The 17,126-nt window shown below is 62.2% G+C and carries 16 protein-coding genes; 5 read left to right on the top strand and 11 right to left on the bottom strand.

Annotated features, from left to right (window positions below):
- Positions 1-105: 105 nt before the first annotated feature.
- Positions 106-1,263 carry an ABC transporter substrate-binding protein gene (locus ACUXVA_RS30135; protein WP_265082264.1) on the bottom strand — a complete coding sequence of 386 codons (1,158 nt, stop codon included), beginning with the start codon at positions 1,261-1,263 and terminating at the stop codon, positions 106-108.
- 286 nt (positions 1,264-1,549) lie between these two features.
- Between ACUXVA_RS30135 and mhpA the strand changes: the two genes are divergently transcribed.
- The 3 genes from mhpA (at position 1,550) to ACUXVA_RS30150 (ending at position 5,221) form a co-directional block, all read left to right on the top strand.
- Positions 1,550-3,076, top strand: a complete 1,527-nt coding sequence (gene mhpA, locus ACUXVA_RS30140; protein WP_445489912.1) for a bifunctional 3-(3-hydroxy-phenyl)propionate/3-hydroxycinnamic acid hydroxylase MhpA — start codon at positions 1,550-1,552, stop codon at positions 3,074-3,076.
- Positions 3,077-3,129: 53 nt separating this feature from the next.
- Positions 3,130-3,981: a fumarylacetoacetate hydrolase family protein gene (locus ACUXVA_RS30145; protein ID WP_445489914.1), complete on the top strand. Its 852-nt coding sequence runs from the start codon at positions 3,130-3,132 to the stop codon at positions 3,979-3,981.
- Between the two features lie 67 nt (positions 3,982-4,048).
- Positions 4,049-5,221 (top strand): cytochrome P450, encoded by a 1,173-nt coding sequence (locus tag ACUXVA_RS30150; protein ID WP_445489916.1) that lies wholly within the window; start codon positions 4,049-4,051, stop codon positions 5,219-5,221.
- A gap of 324 nt (positions 5,222-5,545) precedes the next feature.
- Here the strand turns inward: ACUXVA_RS30150 and ACUXVA_RS30155 are convergent, their stop codons facing one another.
- From ACUXVA_RS30155 to ACUXVA_RS30180, 6 genes are all read right to left on the bottom strand, one after another.
- Complete coding sequence (locus ACUXVA_RS30155) at positions 5,546-7,129, bottom strand: AAA family ATPase (protein WP_445489918.1); 1,584 nt, start codon at positions 7,127-7,129, stop codon at positions 5,546-5,548.
- Complete coding sequence (locus ACUXVA_RS30160) at positions 7,126-7,311, bottom strand: DUF6634 family protein (protein WP_445493291.1); 186 nt, start codon at positions 7,309-7,311, stop codon at positions 7,126-7,128. Before ACUXVA_RS30160 ends, ACUXVA_RS30155 begins: the two co-directional genes overlap by 4 nt.
- Before the next feature lie 345 nt (positions 7,312-7,656).
- Positions 7,657-8,436: a hypothetical protein gene (locus tag ACUXVA_RS30165; RefSeq protein ID WP_445489920.1), complete on the bottom strand. Its 780-nt coding sequence runs from the start codon at positions 8,434-8,436 to the stop codon at positions 7,657-7,659.
- A 10-nt stretch (positions 8,437-8,446) separates the two neighbouring features.
- Positions 8,447-9,022, bottom strand: a complete 576-nt coding sequence (locus tag ACUXVA_RS30170) for an RNA polymerase sigma factor (protein ID WP_265082259.1) — start codon at positions 9,020-9,022, stop codon at positions 8,447-8,449.
- A 329-nt stretch (positions 9,023-9,351) separates the two neighbouring features.
- Positions 9,352-9,666: a hypothetical protein gene (locus tag ACUXVA_RS30175; protein WP_265082258.1), complete on the bottom strand. Its 315-nt coding sequence runs from the start codon at positions 9,664-9,666 to the stop codon at positions 9,352-9,354.
- Positions 9,667-11,217: 1,551 nt separating this feature from the next.
- A complete protein-coding gene (locus ACUXVA_RS30180) occupies positions 11,218-12,735 on the bottom strand; it encodes a CoA-acylating methylmalonate-semialdehyde dehydrogenase (RefSeq protein ID WP_445489922.1) in 1,518 nt (505 codons plus the stop codon).
- Positions 12,736-12,838: 103 nt separating this feature from the next.
- Here ACUXVA_RS30180 and ACUXVA_RS30185 point away from each other — a divergent pair, with 103 nt between their 5' ends.
- Together ACUXVA_RS30185 and ACUXVA_RS30190 are read left to right on the top strand one after the other, a co-directional pair.
- Entirely contained in the window at positions 12,839-13,186 is a 348-nt protein-coding gene (locus ACUXVA_RS30185) for a LysR family transcriptional regulator (protein WP_265082256.1), read from the top strand.
- Positions 13,132-13,776, top strand: coding sequence for a substrate binding domain-containing protein (locus ACUXVA_RS30190; protein ID WP_265082255.1), 645 nt, complete (start codon positions 13,132-13,134; stop codon positions 13,774-13,776). The genes ACUXVA_RS30185 and ACUXVA_RS30190 overlap by 55 nt, the downstream gene beginning before the upstream one ends.
- A gap of 10 nt (positions 13,777-13,786) precedes the next feature.
- Here the strand turns inward: ACUXVA_RS30190 and ACUXVA_RS30195 are convergent, their stop codons facing one another.
- Genes ACUXVA_RS30195 through ACUXVA_RS30210 form a run of 4 tightly spaced genes read right to left on the bottom strand, consistent with a single transcriptional unit; the run spans position 13,787 to position 17,116 of the window.
- Positions 13,787-14,491, bottom strand: a complete 705-nt coding sequence (locus ACUXVA_RS30195; protein ID WP_265083599.1) for an ABC transporter ATP-binding protein — start codon at positions 14,489-14,491, stop codon at positions 13,787-13,789.
- The gene (locus ACUXVA_RS30200; RefSeq protein WP_445489925.1) at positions 14,484-15,248 is read right to left on the bottom strand and encodes an ABC transporter ATP-binding protein; all 765 of its coding nucleotides are present in this window, start codon (positions 15,246-15,248) and stop codon (positions 14,484-14,486) included. The genes ACUXVA_RS30195 and ACUXVA_RS30200 overlap by 8 nt, the downstream gene beginning before the upstream one ends.
- Positions 15,245-16,237: a branched-chain amino acid ABC transporter permease gene (locus ACUXVA_RS30205; RefSeq protein ID WP_445489927.1), complete on the bottom strand. Its 993-nt coding sequence runs from the start codon at positions 16,235-16,237 to the stop codon at positions 15,245-15,247. Before ACUXVA_RS30205 ends, ACUXVA_RS30200 begins: the two co-directional genes overlap by 4 nt.
- Before the next feature lie 12 nt (positions 16,238-16,249).
- Positions 16,250-17,116 carry a branched-chain amino acid ABC transporter permease gene (locus tag ACUXVA_RS30210; RefSeq protein ID WP_265082254.1) on the bottom strand — a complete coding sequence of 289 codons (867 nt, stop codon included), beginning with the start codon at positions 17,114-17,116 and terminating at the stop codon, positions 16,250-16,252.
- Between the last annotated feature and the right edge of the window lie 10 nt (positions 17,117-17,126).

The raw sequence follows: 17,126 nt of genomic DNA on the forward strand, positions 1-17,126 counted from the left end.
CGATGCGATTCACAATTGGTCATCAGCGGCGGGGCGAAGCCGCGGCAGGCACGACACCGCCATCGGCCGATGCCGGAGGCGGTGTCGTGGAGAACGTAATGACGGTTACTGGACCAGCACCCACTTGCCCTTATCGAGTTTGCCGAGCAGCAGCGAGCTCTGCTCGAGCCCGGTATGATAGGTCGGGCTCATGTTGTATTCGCCGCGCGATCCCATGACGCCCTTCAGGTTTTCGATCGCTGTCCGCAATCCCTCGCGGAATTCCGCGGTGCCGGGCTTGCCGGCCTTGATCGCGGCGGGAACGGCCCGCTCGACCAGGATCACCGCGTCATAGGCCGACCCGGCAAAGATATTCCGGGTGTCGACGCCATACTTGCCTTCGTATTTGGCGATGAACTCCAGGGCCGCCTTCTTGGCGGGATAGCTGTCGGGGAACGATTCCGCACCTATGGTCGGGCTCAGCGGCACGAAGATGCCTTCGCTCTTTGTCCCCGTCAGCTTGCGGAAATCGCCGAAGGTCGCCCCCAGCGTGCCGTATAGCGCGCCGCGATAGCCCTTCTCGCGCAATTGCAGCACCGGCAATGCCGCAGGCGCTGCAGACGCCGCGATCAATACGGCGTCCGGCTTGGCCGCGACGATCTTCAGGACCTGGCCGACCACGCTGGTATCGGTACGGGCATATTTTTCATCAGCCACGATCTCGATGCCGGCGTTCTTGGAAAGCTCGGCAGCAACCTTGCTCCAGGCTTCGCCATACGGATCCGCAAAGCCGATCACCGCAAGGCGCTTGACGCCGGACTTCTTCATATTCTCGAACAGCGGCGTGGCTTCGTGCTCATCGTTCGGCGTGGTCTTGAACACCCAGCGCCGCTTCGCGTCGACGGGAGACACCAACGCATTGGTCGGCGCCAGAGTGATCATCGGGACCTTGGCTTCGGCCGCCGTATCGATGATCGCAAACGAGCCCGGAGTGGTGGTCGGCCCGATCAAAATGTCGATATTGGATTCCTGGATCAGCTTGCGCATCCCGGTCACGGCCGCCGTCGTATCCGAGGCTTCATCGACTGCGATGTAATTGACCTTCTGCCCGGCGATTTCGGCGGGACCAAAACCTGCGCCATTCTTTTCCGCATTGCCTATCGTGGCAGCGGGGCCGGTCGACGACACCAGCACGCCGATGTTGACGTCGGCTTTTGCACCGATCGGGCAGATCACGAGCCCAAGCGCCATCACAAACGAAAACCTGTCGAAATGAGACGTCACGGAGTCCTCCTCGAAGCGTTGTGTTTTGCGCCTGTGCTCGGCGTTTCCACTGCTACCGCTAAACGACAACCCTCGATAAAAATAACCAATTGCGTAGTTTGTCCGCGTGGCGGACTCTTGCCGAGCTCTGCGCTCGGCCAGCCCCTGTCGGCTCCGCCGGGGCTTGCAGCACGACACCCATCGCCGCATCGAGCATGACGAGCAGTCGGCCGATCACGCTGTCCGCTGCGCGGACAAATGTGGCGATGGGGTTGAACGGCCGCGGTAGCTGCGAAACAGATGACGCATGGTACACAACAATCCTGCAGCATCTGACGCCAACACCGACATCGTCATCGTCATCGTCGGGCTGGGCCCGGTCGGTTCGACGCTGGCAAACCTGCTCGGCCTTTGCGGCATCCGCACGCTTGTCCTCGAGCGCGAGGCCGACGCCTACCACCTGCCCCGCGCGGTCCACTTCGACGACGAGGTCATGCGGGTGTTCGAGACGATCGGTCTCAGCGACCAGATCGCCCGCGACGTCATTCTGTCGCCCGGCATGCATTTCGTCGATGCAAACGGCAAAATGATCCTCGACTGGTCGCGCCCCGCCCACATCTCGGCAATGGGCTGGCACCCGAGTTATCGCTTCCACCAACCCGACCTGGAGCGGGTGTTGCGCGCCGGCCTGGCCAGGTGGCCGAGCGTGACCGTCCGCAGCCGCTGCGACGTCTTCGCGCTGGATTGCGACGCGGACGGCGTCACGGTCCGCTTCGAGGACCTCGCCAACGGGCGCCTGTCGCGCTGTCGCGCCAAGTATGTGGTCGGCTGCGATGGTGCACGCTCGCTGGTGCGCCGGCTGATCGGGTCCGGCATGCTCGACCTGGGCTTCCACGAGCGATGGCTGGTGATCGACGCACTGCTGACGCGACCGCGCCCCGATCTCGGCGACTACAGCCTGCAACATTGCGATCCGGCGCGGCCGGCCACCTATGTGCGTGGCACCGGCAATCGCCGTCGATGGGAAATCACCCTGCGGGACAACGAGGATTCTCAGGCCATGACCACGCCGGCCCGGGTGTGGGACCTGCTGCAGAAATGGATCACGCCGGACGATGCCGAGCTTGAGCGCGCGGCGGTCTACACATTCCATTCGGTGATCGCCGAGCGCTGGCGCGGAGGACGCCTGCTGCTGGCCGGCGACTCCGCACATCAGACGCCGCCCTTTCTCGGCCAGGGCATGTGCGCCGGCATTCGCGACGCGGCGAACCTCGCCTGGAAGCTGGCACGCGTGGTCAAGGGCGATGATAACGACGCGCTGCTCGACAGCTATCAGAGCGAGCGCGCGCCGCACGTGCAAGAGTATATCGAGCTGGCGATCAGGCTGGGCGGCGTCATCAACACCAAGGCCATCGAGGCCGGGTTGCCCAATGGCCAACGCAACGCCGACGGCGCACCGCGGATGGAATCGACAAAGCCGTTTCTGGGCGCCGGCCTGAGCGCAGGCCGAAGCGAGATGACCGGACAGCTTGCTCCGCAACCCGTACTCGCCGACGGCACGCGACTGGATGCGCGCATCGGCTACCGGTTTGCGCTGCTGGCAACTCCCGCCGTTTCCGCCGCGCTGTCGGACGATGTGCGACGCCAGATTGCCGATGCCGACATCGTCCTCGTCGACGATGCCGTACCGGCGCTGCAAGACTGGCTGTCGCAGAACAACGCCGGACTCGTTCTGGTGCGACCAGATCGCTACGTGCTCGGATTTGTCCGCGATCAAGCCGACCTCCCGACACTGCTGGGAGCACTCGTTTCCGCCCCCTGCCCGGTGTCCTAGTTGCGGCTCTTGGCAACTCTCCACCTCGAAACGGAATATCAAAAGGAAGTCCCATGAAGCTCGTCTCGTTCGTCGAAAACGGCCGCTCCTCCTACGGCGTCGTGAAGGAAAAAGGCGTCGTCGACCTCGGCCGGCGACTGAGCGAACGCGGCTTCGCGACGCTGCGTCAACTGCTGGCCGGCAACGCACTCGCGGACGCCGCCAGGCTTGCCGCATCCGAGCAGGCGGATTTTTCGCTCGAAAAAATCCAGCTTGCGCCTGTCATCCCGGACCCCGACAAGATCATCTGCGTTGGGATGAACTATCGCGATCACGTAGCCGAAGTCGGCAGGGCCGTGACGGAGAAGCCGTCGCTGTTCGCGCGCTTCGCCGGCAGCCAGGTCGGGCATTTGCAACCCATGGTCAAGCCGACCGTCTCCGAACAGTTCGACTATGAGGGCGAGGTCGCCGTGGTGATCGGCAAGGCCGGCCGGCACATCTCGGAAGCCGACGCGCTCAGCCATATCGCGGGCTATTCCTGCTACAATGAAGGTAGCATCCGCGACTGGCAGCGCCACACCACCCAGTTCCTGGCGGGAAAGACCTTCGCTGGCACCGGCGCCTTCGGTCCCTGGCTGGTTACGTCGGACGAAATCCCCGACCCGACCACGCTGACGCTGGAAACCCGGCTGAACGGTCAGACCGTGCAGAGCACGACGACAGACAAGCTGATCACCAGCATTCCCGAACTGATTGCCTATTGTTCGACGATGCTGCCGCTGCTTCCGGGTGACGTCATCGTCACCGGCACGCCAGGAGGCGTCGGCCTCAAGCGCAATCCACCGCTTTTCATGAAGCCGGGCGACACCGTCGAGGTCGAAGTCTCCGGGATCGGCGTGCTGCGTAACCCCGTGATTGCCGAATAACAAACGGCGCGGCATCGATCCCTATGCCGCGCCAAAATCAAGAATAATGCCGGGAGGAGAAGACGCGATGGGCGCTGCGATTCCGTCTTATGACGTCGATCTATACAGCGATGAGGTGCTGGCCGAGCCCTACCCGCATTACAAGGCGCTGCGGGACGCCGGTCCCGTGGTCTGGCTGCCCCGCAACGACCTCTATGCCATCGCGCGCTACAAGGACGTGCGAGAATCCCTGCGCGCCCATAAGGTGTTCTCCTCTGCCGAAGGCGTTGCCGCCAACGAGGCGGCCAACCAGGGCTCGAAGGGCACCACAATCGCCAGCGATCCACCCGACCACACCGCGATGCGGCAGGTGATCGGCGCGCCGATGCTGCCAAGCCGGCTGGCGCTGATCCGCCCGCGGATCGAGGAAATGGCCGGCGCGCTGGTCGAGCGGCTGGTGGCGCAACGAGACTTCGATGCGGTCACCGATCTGGCCCAGCATATCCCGGTCAATATCGTATCCGAGCTCGTCGGCCTGCCCGAGCAGGGCCGCCAGAACATGCTGAAATGGGCTGCCGCGACCTTCGACATGCTCGGCGCCGCGAACGATCGTTGTGCCGCTGCGCAGGACAGCATCCGCGAAATGCGCAGCTACGTGATCAACGAGGCAACCCGCGACAAGATTCGCCCGGGGAGCTGGATTTCCAAAATCTACGATGCCAGCGACCGCGGTCTTTTTCCGGAGTCACGCTGTCCGGTGCTGATGCGCGATTACCTCGGTCCCGCCCTCGACACGACCATCTTCGCCATGGCGAACATCATCTGGCTGTTCGGCAGGTTTCCGGAACAATGGGATCTGGTCCGCGCCGACCCGGCTCTGATTCCTAACGCTCTCAATGAGGCCGTGCGCCTGGAGTCGCCGATCCGCGGCTTTACACGCCAGTTGACCGCCGATCACGACATTGAGGACGTCCGCATTCCGGCGGGGTCGCGCGTCGCGCTGTTCTATGCCTCCGCCAATCGCGACGAACGTAAATGGGAGGCCCCGGAAGCGTTCGATGTCCGCCGCAAGGTCAACGACCACGTGGGCTACGGCCACGGTGTCCACACCTGCGCGGGCATGCATCTGGCGCGGCTGGAAATTCACTCGGTGCTGGCAGCGCTGGTACCAAAGGTCGAGCGATTCGAGATCGGCGCGACCGTTCCCGCCATCAATAACGTGCTGCGCGGCTTTTCAAGTGTCCGAGTTCGCGTTCACTAGATCGGGCCAGCCGGTCACCGGCCAGGCTCAGGACCCATTAAATTTGTTGCGCGATGGTTGGGTGATTGATTCAATGGCGGTGTGGGGGGCACTGCCATGGATGATTTGTTGTTGCTTTCTAGCTAGATCGAAGGCCCTGCGTCTGCCGTCTTGCTGCTCATCCACTGAAGCGAAGTCCGTTCCTTGAAGCGTTTTTGAAGAGCCGTGACGGTTTGCAGCGCTCCGGATCGGATAATGCAACATCTCGAGTATCTAACCAGGATGGCAATTCCCTGGGTGGCAGCTTCGGGCCAGAGTTCTTGTCGACGTGTTGCGAAATAGACTTCAATGCTTGGACGCCATTCGATCGCGGGTCTGAATGATAATCTCAAGAATACGTCGCAGATGACGCACGGATCCACCGGGCCACGCGGCAGTGACGCTGGCGAGTTCATGGGCATCGAGCGGAGTGATCCAGCGGTTATCAATGCCGCGATCGGCGGCAAGACCTCTGATCATCACAGGCAACAGCGCATCAAGATCCCGGATTGTCGGTTTTGGAAACGCAATGATCCTGAAGCGGTCGAGGAGCGGAAGGGGAAGTGGATCAATTGTGTTGGCGGTCGCAATGTAGTTCACGTGGCTTAGATCGAGCGGGATCTGCAATGCAGGATCCGGATAACAAGCGCTTGTTTCGGACTCCAACAGGCCAAGCAGACAATCCCACAACCGACCGTAATCATTGCGCGTGCTGGTCTTTTCGATCTCGTCGATCAATACAAAAGGATTGGCGGTTTTGCCCCGGGCAATCGCGAGGAAGGCATGGCATGGTTGGGCCGTGTTCCATCGCCGATCGGTGCCGGCAAAGGTGTTACCGTCTGATTGTGCAGCGTCATTGCGCCAGATAGTCAAGCCCAAAACCTCGCCTAGCCGGCGGGCGAATCGGGATTTTCCACTGCCCGGTTCGCCGACGAGCAGCAGCGGTCGCAACCGCACAGTGGGACGGCTGACGAGGTCTGTAAGTGTGAAATCGATGACATCGATGGCATAGGGAAATTCGGCGAACAATGCCGCGCGGACGCGGTCGAGGGGAGGTGTATGGATGAGCGGCAACGAAGTTCGCAGAACGTGTTTCAGCGGCTCTGTAAGTTTAAGGGCCTTCATCTCGGTCTCAGACATGCGCCCGACGGTCACATGGTGCTCAGCAATCGGCTCGATCGTTAGCTGATCGCGCATTGTGGAATCTGCGGCCGGTTGATGCGATGGCCTGACCGCCTGATTTGTCTCCATGTCACGGCGGATATAGTTCGTCGCATTGACGACTGCGGCGCGGATGCGATGGCGCGCCGACCGGTCGCCCAGGTACACCGCGCTGCTTATCGCCGGCCAATGGCGAGTACCATCGGTCAACCCTTTCGCGGCGGGCAGCGCGGCAAAACCGTAGACTAATTCTTCGAGGTCCGCGCACTGCTGATCCTCGAGATGTGCGGCAACCTGATGCAGGGCGTGGATCATGGCGCGCGTGACGCGCCGGTAGGCTGTGAAGCTTTCGAAATCGTGTGGCACGGACAGCGACAGCAATCGAACGCAGTCACTCAGGCTGCGCAAAAGCGGCAGGTCCGCTATCACAGCGAGGCGGTCGAGTTCGGCAGCGAGAGCGCGACCGCTTTCGGCGTCCTGGGTGGCAGCCCAGACGACGTTTTGCGGGAGATTTGGGCAGAGTTCATCGATCTCCGCAACTAGGCGTTGTGCGACGACTTCGTCGCGGTTTTCCTTGGACAGCATAGCGTATCGCAAAATTCTTGGCAGGCCTTTGAGACGCTCCAACTCGCTATCGGCTGAATCTGCCGCAGCGCCGTTTGCGACAGTGTCCGGATCGACTTCACGGGGGCTCAAGGCATCATTGCCGTCGTCGTCGTCGTGGTTCAATTGACGTCTCCGGACCAGCCGGCTTCGTCGCAGCCGTCGAACGTAAACGGCGAGGTTGCGAGGATGCGATCGCAATCGTCGGGATCGGCGGGGCGTCCCAGCCGGTAGAATCGTGATAAAGTTCGAGCCCAGTGTCCTTCCGGATCGGCAACCCAGACCTGTGAAGTGACGATTCTGGCGATCCTAGTAGCGGATGCTGCGTGACCTGGCCGACGAGATGCAGGCCGAGCGGAGAGAGCACGGGGACATAGGAATCGAGCATTGGTGCGGTGCGCAAACGCGCCGTCACGAACGTGAGGTCATGTTCGAGCATGAGGCAATCCTTGGCCAACGCTTGTAGCCGGTCTGATAATGCGCGCGTGATGTGGACTGGATCGAGAAATGGAAACATTTTGGTCAGCATGGAAGTCTTTCGTTGGTCAGAACGGGTCAACCGGGGGGAGGCACCAAGGCTGCCTGCCTTGGCACGCCCATCCGGCAAGCAATGCTGTTGAGACCACGGGCGGCTGACGGAGTTCGCTTGAACGTCAAAGATCACCGTCATCTTCAGCCAGCATGAGCATGAACGCATCGGCCCGAACCGCCGCTGCTGTCGCGAAGGCGCGGCATTGAGCGCTCAAAAGCGGATCCTGCCAGATCGAGCGTTCGTCGAAGAGCGTCATCAGGGTACTCTCGTCGAGGAACGGGACCTCGATTGCCACCTCCCGCGGCTCACCCGGCAGGAGTTCGCGATGCGGATCGCAGTCGCGCAGCATGCGACCCAGCACATCTATCTGGTGGGTACGCCCGCTGTCCGGAACAATGGTTGCGATGAGCGTCGGCACGGCGATATCACGATAACGCTGGACGTCGCGGGCCCGCGCGAAGGTGCGCACCGCCCAATCGATTTCTAGAACCGACGCGCGCGCCGGTATCAGCACCATTGACGCATCGCGCATAGTGGCGGCATTCGCGGCGCGCTCGTTGCAGCATAGATCCACTACGACATGTCCGTCTTTGCCGACCTCGGCCATGGCCATCTCGCGCAACGCGGTCACAAAGCGAGCGTCGGCGCTGTGGATCATGGTCGCCAGTCCGGCGCTGAGGTCCGACGGAAGCGCATAGGGGGCTGGCAGCATCAGCTCGCAGCACGTTACCGGTAGCGTTGCCTCGAGCGGCTCAATCGTCGAGAGAAGGCCATGGTAGGTCTGTCGCACCAGGATCGTCGGTCTATCCTGTAAGTGCAGTCCGTACGCGAGCAGCGCAGCGGTCAGGCTGCGGCCGCCGCCGCCGTTGAGACCGGCGACCAGATAAATCTGCATGGTCATGATGGCATTCTCACGCGGCACGACGAGAACGAGCGCAACCCAGCGTCTCCGGCCCGCCCGGTTCTGCGTCATATGCAGCGCGCAACCGCGCGGTTGCGCGGGACAACCGCGCATGCAGGGTGCCGATCGGCAATCCGAGCCGTGCCGCGATCTCGTCATGCGACAGTTCTTCGATCCGCGCGAGATAGATGATCTCTTGATCGACCACCCGCAACGTAGAAAGCGCTGCCAACGCATCGGCGACGTCAAGCCTGAGTTCCTGGGGCGCGGCGACCGGCAGGTCGATCGTTACTGCATCGCCGTCATCCGTAGTCACCGGCGACAGTGGCACCGAGGTGCGGACGTGAGCGCGGCGGCGCGCATTCCGGATGTGGCTGTTCAGAATGGACATCAACCAGCCGGACAGATTGTCCTCGGCATACCGATCCGCGCTCATCAGCGCAGTGATCATCGTGTCCTGTACGTAATCGTCAGGGGCACCGATCTGGGTCCGTCTACCGATCAGAAACGTGGCCTGGCGGCGCAGGGCCGGCCGCAGAGCGATGATGCGTTCGATATATTTCGGGGGAAACCTGGACGGTGACATGTGCGCTCCTTTGCCTGGGGCGAACCTGGCAGGATCCCAAAGGGTTGTCTAGGATCTAGATCCTATTTTGTGGACCGCCCGCTCGCTGGCCTCATCTGGTCAACCATCCAGCCAGCGTCCCATTGCGGCATCCAACGCCTGGCCGGAGATCCGACAGCCACTCGATATACTGGCCGAATGAAGCCGGCGGCTGGGGAAGTGCTTCCGGAAGGTGCGTCACGGCCCGCCCGAAAACAGTCCAGGCACCTTGCGAGCGGCAGTCTGGAAGGCGATTCAGACGTCAACGCCGTTGGGTGAAGTAACGGGGGGAATACACCAACTGCTGGGCGTCAACCCGCGCCCGGCCGTGCCAGATGAGGCTTGCGCTGTGCTAGCCAGCCGTCAGCGTAGCGCTCCACCAGTTGGTCAATTCGGCGATATGCAGCATCACGGTCGAAACCCTGGGCTGCCAGGAGCAAAACGAGGTGATCACACCACGACCCGAATTTAGCATCCGGGGTGCGCAGAGCTTCAGTGATCATCAGGTGGAGCGCCACCCTCGCCACATCGTCACGCGACGGTTTGCGCAACGCAGTCTGCTGCAAGCGATACGCCCGCTGCTGCTCCGCTTGCTCAGCGCGGCGTTGCGTGATCGGTCTACGCATCAGCAATCCTCCGGAAAATGTTCATTACGCTGGCCCCCGCGGCACACACGTTCCAGCCATTCCAGTATGCGTCTGGTCGGAGCAAGCGACAAATCTGCGCCGGCAGAGATTCTTTCCTTCGACCAGGCCTCGATGCTGATCGAAATCAAACCCTTGGCTGAATGCGGAAAATCAGGTGATATCGAGCGACCTTCGAGAAATCGGACGGACCGTCGGAAGGACCGGGGTCGTTACGAGCGTTTGACCAGGCGGAAAAGACGATCGGAGGCCGGGCGTTTTGGCGAACCCGTGTCGCGTCTCTGAGATCGCAATCGATGGAAGAAAGCGACTAGTCCCCCGGCAACGCGTGAACGCCGCTCCCGCGGCGCCTCGCCCACATCACATTCTGAATCGGAAATTTCGGACTCCGCAACGCAAAACTCGAGGATTGCAACGAAGATATCTGGCTTTGAATCGCCATTTTCGAACTTTGAATCAAAAATGCGCAACTGCTTCTGCGTCTGGTGCAACTTTAGTTGCTGTTTGCGCAACTTGCCCCGGGTTGCCCCGAACATCAAACACGGGGGAAAGCCTGACTAAGCAGTCTCCGGGAACGTATGTGAGCTTGCGCATGGCGAAATCTTGCGGTCGCCCCGTTACAGATCAATAGCGTAAGCGTCATTCAAGGAATGCAACGCATATACTTAACATTGAATCGGCGCTGTCTGATCTCGAATCATCGATATCGAACTTTGCAACGTAAATATCGGGCTTTGAATCAGATGTTTCAAAATGCGGAGCTCACTTGCGTGGATTTTGCCATGTCTGCAGCGCGGCTATTGAACGATGAAACGAAGATTTCGAGTTTTGAATCGTCATTCTCTGAGTTTGAATCGTAAATGCGCAACTGCGATCGCGTACGCGGCAACTGATTTCGATGTGTCTGGGAATTGGAAAAGGCTGCCGACAGAGCGAGATGGCGTCCAATTGCTGAACCAATGGCTGGTGGCGCGGCACATGTTCGGAAATCGCCGTCCGCCGCCAAGATCGGAAGGGGGTAGTCACCCTACATAATCAAAGTAACGGAAATCATGGGATCTGAATCGGAATTATGTCGATATGAATCAGGTTTACCGAACTTTGCAACGCACTTGCACGTCTTTGAATCGCTGTTTCAAAGTGTTGAATCGGATGCGAAGGAAATGCCGTCACTTGCTTCCAGTCAATTGAAGGAAATCGTTGCGAACGCTAACGCGAGACGATGGATGAGCGGCTCTGGAACTGGATCGCCTGCCGGGCCGTAGTGTATAGAATGATACACCCCATGCCCTATGCTAAACGGGCGCTCAGAGCTGAGCTAACTCCAGCGTGGTCATGCGGTGGCGCGTCCCGTCCCCGGCGAAGATGTTGTTGGCCGCGCGACGCGGGCTATACGGGCCGAGCACGCTCCTACGTTGGCGGCCATGTGGCGCCATCTAGGCATCGGTAGCCGTCGATTCCACTCGGCAGCCTTTTTGTCCCGGTTTGATCCGGTGCGAGAATAATTGCCTCGCACCGGATCAATCGGCAGACCTATTTTGCCGTCGGCATCGCGAATTCGGCGCCGTGCGCCGTGCTTTCCGGCCAGCGCTGCATGATCGACTTCTGCTTGGTGTAGAAGCGCACGCCTTCCTCGCCGTAGGCATGCATGTCGCCGAACAGGCTGCGCTTCCAGCCGCCGAAGCCATGCCAGGCCATCGGCACCGGGATCGGCACGTTGATGCCGACCATGCCGACCTGGACGCGGCGCGAAAACTCGCGGGCGACATTGCCGTCGCGGGTGTAGCAGGACACGCCGTTGCCGAACTCGTGGTCGTTGATCAGCTGCAACGCTTCGGCGAAATCGGCGACGCGGACGCAGGACAGCACCGGCCCAAAAATCTCTTCCTTGTAGATCTTCATCTCCGGCGTGACGTTGTCGAACAGCGTGCCGCCGGTGAAGAAGCCGTTCTCGTGACCGGCGACTTTGATGCCGCGACCGTCGACGACCAGCTTGGCACCTTCCTCGACACCGAGGCCGATATAGCCTTCGATGCGCTCCAGCGCCTGCTTCGTCACGACCGGGCCCATTTCCGCCGCTGCTTCCATGCCGTTGAGGATCTTCGGCTGCTTGACCCGCTCGGCAAGCAGCGGGACGATCTTGTCGCCGACATCGCCGACCAGCACGGCGACCGAGATCGCCATGCAGCGCTCCCCAGCCGAGCCGAAGCCGGCACCGATCAGCGCATCCACGGCCTGGTTAAGGTCGGCGTCGGGCATGACAACCATGTGGTTCTTTGCGCCGCCGAGCGCCTGCACGCGCTTGCCGTATTGCGCGCCCTGCTGGTGCACATAGTGGGCGATCGGCGTCGAGCCGACGAAGCTGACGGCGGAGACGCCCTGATGCTGCAGCAGCGCGTCGACGACGACCTTGTCGCCCTGCACCACGTTGAACACGCCCTTTGGCAGCCCCGCCTGCATCAGCAGGTCCGCCATGAACAACGACGGCGAGGGATCGCGTTCGCTCGGCTTCAGGATGAAGCAGTTGCCGGCGGCAATCGCCACCGGGAACATCCAGCACGGCACCATCACCGGGAAGTTGAACGGGGTGATGCCAGCGACCACGCCGAGCGGCTGGCGCATGGTCCAGTTGTCGATGCCGGTGGAGACCTGGTCGGTGTAGTCGCCCTTCAGGAGCTGCGGAATGCCGCAGGCGAATTCAATGATGTCGATGCCGCGCGCGACCTCGCCCTGGGCATCGGAGAATACCTTGCCGTGCTCGGCGGTGATCATCGCCGCCAGCGTGTCGGTGTGCTCGTTCATCAGCGCTAGGAACTTGTTCATGATGCGGGCGCGGCGGATCGGCGGCATATCGGCCCAGGCCGGGAAGGCGCGACGCGCGCTCTTGACCGCGTCGTTCACCTCCTCGACGGAGGACAACACCACCTGTCGCGCCACGGCACCGGTCGCCGGGTTGTAGACCGCCTGCCTTCGGTTTGCCGCAAGCGCGGACGGCGCGCCGTCGATGAAGTTTCCGACGTCCTGGGTGGCTGAATAGGCTGGCGTGCTCATGATCGGTCCTCGGTTGAAACGTCCGGTGTATTTAGCGGCCGCGCTCCCGCGACCACAGATCAAATGATTGGACTGACTGTTCAAGATATTGAACAATAGACCGATGAAAACCAAGAAGGTGGAATCGCTGTGGTCGCATCTGCATTGGCTCGGCGTGCTGGCCGAGACCGGCAGCTTCACGGCCGCCGCCGGCCGGCTCGGCGTCAGCAAGGCGGCCATGAGCCACCGTGTCAGCGAGCTCGAGCAGGCGATCGGCGTGCCGCTGGTCCGGCGCACCACGCGCAGCGTGCGGCTGTCCGAGGCCGGGCAGCATCTGGTCGACTCCACGCGCGCGTCCTTTGCCGAGATCGAGCGCAATTTCGCGGGGGTGAAGGATCTCGCCGGCGCGCCGCGGGGGTGCTGCGCGTCACCGTGCCGGTGGCGCTGGGACGGCAGCGCATCGTGCCGCTGATCCCCGACTTTCTCCGGCTGTATCCGGAGGTCCGCATCGAGCTCGAACTGTCGGATCGCCTGAGCTCGCTGGCGAAAGAAGGATTCGACCTTGCGGTCCGCCACGTCGCCACGGTGCCGGATACCCATGTGGCGTGGAAACTCTGCGATACCCAGTCAGTGCTGGTCGCCAGCCGCAGCTATCTGAAGCGCCGCGGCACGCCGGCCCGACCGGAGGATCTCGGCGCCCATGATTGCCTGCACTATCTGCGCGACAGCGTGGCGCCGACTTGGGCGTTCGAGCCGCGCAAGGGCAAGAGCGGGCGGATCATCGTGAAGATTTCCGGTGTGTTCGCCGCCAACAACAGCGAGGTGTTGCGTGAGGCGGCACTTGCCGGGCTCGGCATCGCCTTGGTGCCGGACTTCAGCGCCCAGCAGGAGATCGCCGCCGGCCGGCTGCATCCGGTGCTGGCCGATTGGCGCGTGGTCGGCGCGTTCGGCGAGCAATTGTTCGCCATCCGCCCCTATGCGCCGCAGGTGCCGCGCACCGTGGAGGCGCTGGTGTCGTTCCTGCGCGAACGGCTGGCCGGCGGATTCTCGGCGCCGTCCTGACGACGGCGCTTCAGACCGCGCAGTAGCGCTCCTGGATTTCCTTGTCGGCGAGCAGGGCCGCGGCACTGCTCTCATAGACCACCTCACCCTGGTCGATGATGATTGCGCGATCGGCGAGCCGCAGCGCCCATTCGACATTCTGCTCCACTAGCAGCAGCGTGACGCCCTCATCGCGTAGGCGACGAAACAACACGCCCATCTCCTCGACCAGCACCGGCATGATGCCTTCGGAGGGTTCGTCGAGCAGGATCATCTTCGGCTTGGCGATCATCGCTCGCGCTATTGCCAGCATCTGCTGTTCGCCGCCCGACATGGTCACCGCCTCCTGATCGAGGCGCTCTTTCAGGCGCGGGAAGCTTTCAGCGATCTCGTCGATCGCGACGCGCTCGTTGATCTTGGCGTCGCTGGCGACCAGACCAAGCTGCAGGTTCTCCCGCACCGTTAGCCCGGGCACGATGCGACGCTCTTCCGGAACATAAGCGAGGCCGAGCTTGAAGCGCTGGTGGGCGCGCAGCGGCGACAGATCCGTGCCGGCGAAGCGCATCGCGCCGGTGGTCTTCGGCATCAATCCCATAACCGAACGGATCGTGGTGGTCTTGCCCGCGCCGTTGCGGCCGACCAACGCAACGACCTCGCCCTGGGCAACCGAGATCGACACGCCGTGCAGGGTATGACTCGAGCCGTACCAAGCGTGCAGGTCCGTGGTTTCAAGCATAGCCATCGTTCTGTCCCAGATAGACGCGACGGACCTCGGGGTCCGTCTGGATGTCGTGCGGCGAGCCATCGGCGATCAGGCGACCGTGATGCAGCACGAGGATGCGATCGCTGAGGCCGAGGATCATCTTCATTTTGTGCTCAACGAGGAGTATGGTCCGCTGCGCCGCCAGCTTCTCCAGCAGCGCCACCATCTCCTTGGTCTCCTCCGGTCCCATGCCCGCGGTCGGCTCGTCCAGCAGCAGAACTTCGGGATCGGAAACCACCGAGATGGCCACTTCGAGGGCGCGCTGCTGGCCATGGGCCAAATATTTCGCGATGTCATTGCGCCGGCCGATCAGCCCAACCGACTCGAGTGCGGCGTCGGCCTTTGCACCGAGTTCGGAAAAACTGTTTCGGTTGGTCCAGATATTGTAGCGCGAACGGCCCCCCGCGGTCGCCTGGGCCGCGACGCGGACATTCTCGTGCACGCTGAGGTCGGGAAAGATGTTGGTGATCTGGTATGACCGCGCGATTCCGAGATGCACGAACTGATGCTGGGGCGTTCCCGACAGATCCTTGCCCTTGAACCGGATCAATCCGCTCGACGGCGTCAGCACCCCCGACAGCAGGTTGAAGAAGGTGCTCTTGCCGGCGCCGTTCGGTCCGATGATCGACGTCACCTTGCCCGGCAGGAACGTGGTGGTGACGCCCTCCAGCGCGACGAAGCCGCCAAACCTGCATCCGATGTTGTTAACGGCAAGAAGCGGCGCGTTCATCGAATGACCTTTGCCAAGAAGGTGCCCCAGATACCTTTGGGCAGGAACAGGACGAAAAGAACGAAGATCGATCCAACGATGATCTGCCAGTGCGACGTCCACAGCGAGAACACATCCTCCATCAGCAGGAACACCAGCGCGCCGACGAACGGGCCAAAAAAGCTGCGTGCGCCGCCCAACAGGGTCATCATCACGATCATGCCCGAGGTCTGATAGTGCAGAAGGTCCAGCGGCACGAAGGCGAGGTGAAGCGCCGTCATGGTGCCGGCCAGCGCGCAGATCAGGCCCGACAAGGTGAAGGCCAGCAGCTTGGTCAGTTCGATATCGAAGCCGCAGGTCCGCGCGCGACGCTCATTCTCGCGGATCGCCTCGATGGCCGCGCCGAACGGCGAATTCAGGATGCGCGAGACCGCCCACAGTGCCAGCGCCGCGAATGCCAGCAGGATGTAGTACTTGTTCACCGGATCGAGGAAATTGATCTTCCATCCGACCAGGTTGATGCTCTCCACGGTGAAGCCGCGCAGACCGTTCTCGCCACCGGTCCAGGACGATGCCTGCAGCGCGGCGTAGTAGATCGGCTGCGCCAGCGCCAGCGTCACCATCGAGAAGTAGATCCCCCGCGTACGCGTCGAGAGCATTCCGATGATGAAGGCCAGCACGCCGCCGCAGAGCACGCCGAGCGGCACCGCCGCAAACCACGGAATGCCGAACCGGCCGATGGCAATGCCGGTGATGTAAGCGCCGGCGCCGAAGAACGCCGCGTGACCGAACGACAGCATGCCCGTGTAGCCAAACAGCAGATTGTAGCCCACCGCCAGCACGCCGTAGATCAGCACGTTGACGGCAAGCGCCTGCGACGGCAGCAGCCACGGCAGCAGGCACAGCGCCACAATCGACAGCGGCACGCGGTACGTCGTTAGGGTGCCGGCGAGCGCGGAGGGGGCGGCCGTGCTGGAAGGGATCGGTGCGGCGAGCGCCGGAGTTGACATGGTTTTGTTCCGTTACGCGAGTTTGCCGAACAGGCCTTCGGGCCGGATCAGGAGGACGATCGCCATCAGCGCGAACATCACGATGGTGGCCATTTCCGGCGCGAACAATGCGGTCATGCTGACGGCAACGCCGACCAGGACGCCGGCGATGATCGATCCCAGCAGCGAGCCGAGGCCGCCGATCACCGTCACCACGAAGGCTTCGGCGAGCACCAGCGATCCCATTTCAGGATTTACCGACCGCATCGGCCCGGCCAGCACGCCGCCGAGCGCGGCCAGGGCGGCGCCGAGACCGAACACCAGCAGCCACACCTTGCTGATGTCGACACCGAGCACCTTCATGATGGTCGGGTCGCGCGCGCCGGCGCGGACGATCAGTCCGAACCTGGTCTTCTCCAGACCAAGCCACAGCAGGACGAGCACAGCGATGACGACGCCGACTACGAACAGGCGATAGATCGGGAAGAAACCGACGCCGAGGTCGAGCACGCCGGTGAGCTGCGGCGGCGTCGGGAACGGAATGCCGTCGCTGCCGAAGACGATCCTGACAGCTTCAACCAGCACATAGCCCAGACCGAAGGTCAGCAGCAGCGGATCGTCGATGGAGCGGCCGTACAACGGCCGCACGAGGACGAATTCGATCACCATGCCGAACAGGCCGACCATGATCGGCGCCGCGACCAAGCCCCACCAGAAGCTTCCGGTGACCGACGCCACCCACAATCCGGCATAGGCGCCGACCATGAACAGCGCGCCATGCGCAAAATTCACCACGCCCAGCATGCCGAAGATGATCGACAGGCCAAGCGCAGCGATGACGAGGATCGCGCCGAGGGCAACTCCGGAAAAGAGCTGCATCAGGATGAGTTCTGCGTCCATGGTCGGGTTC

The organism is Rhodopseudomonas sp. RCAM05734 (assembly GCF_052658035.1).

What these genes read in the sequence shown, in the direction of transcription:
- ACUXVA_RS30165 (WP_445489920.1), bottom strand. Translation starts at nt 8,436, where the DNA reads ATGACCATGCAGATTTATCTGGTCGCCGGTCTCAACGGCGGCGGCGGC.
- ACUXVA_RS30175 (WP_265082258.1), bottom strand. Translation starts at nt 9,666, where the DNA reads ATGCGTAGACCGATCACGCAACGCCGCGCTGAGCAAGCGGAGCAGCAG.
- ACUXVA_RS30195 (WP_265083599.1), bottom strand. Translation starts at nt 14,491, where the DNA reads ATGCTTGAAACCACGGACCTGCACGCTTGGTACGGCTCGAGTCATACC.
- ACUXVA_RS30145 (WP_445489914.1), top strand. Translation starts at nt 3,130, where the DNA reads ATGAAGCTCGTCTCGTTCGTCGAAAACGGCCGCTCCTCCTACGGCGTC.
- ACUXVA_RS30150 (WP_445489916.1), top strand. Translation starts at nt 4,049, where the DNA reads ATGGGCGCTGCGATTCCGTCTTATGACGTCGATCTATACAGCGATGAG.
- ACUXVA_RS30185 (WP_265082256.1), top strand. Translation starts at nt 12,839, where the DNA reads ATGAAAACCAAGAAGGTGGAATCGCTGTGGTCGCATCTGCATTGGCTC.
- ACUXVA_RS30180 (WP_445489922.1), bottom strand. Translation starts at nt 12,735, where the DNA reads ATGAGCACGCCAGCCTATTCAGCCACCCAGGACGTCGGAAACTTCATC.
- ACUXVA_RS30200 (WP_445489925.1), bottom strand. Translation starts at nt 15,248, where the DNA reads ATGAACGCGCCGCTTCTTGCCGTTAACAACATCGGATGCAGGTTTGGC.
- mhpA (WP_445489912.1), top strand. Translation starts at nt 1,550, where the DNA reads ATGGTACACAACAATCCTGCAGCATCTGACGCCAACACCGACATCGTC.
- ACUXVA_RS30170 (WP_265082259.1), bottom strand. Translation starts at nt 9,022, where the DNA reads ATGTCACCGTCCAGGTTTCCCCCGAAATATATCGAACGCATCATCGCT.
- ACUXVA_RS30205 (WP_445489927.1), bottom strand. Translation starts at nt 16,237, where the DNA reads ATGTCAACTCCGGCGCTCGCCGCACCGATCCCTTCCAGCACGGCCGCC.
- ACUXVA_RS30210 (WP_265082254.1), bottom strand. Translation starts at nt 17,116, where the DNA reads ATGGACGCAGAACTCATCCTGATGCAGCTCTTTTCCGGAGTTGCCCTC.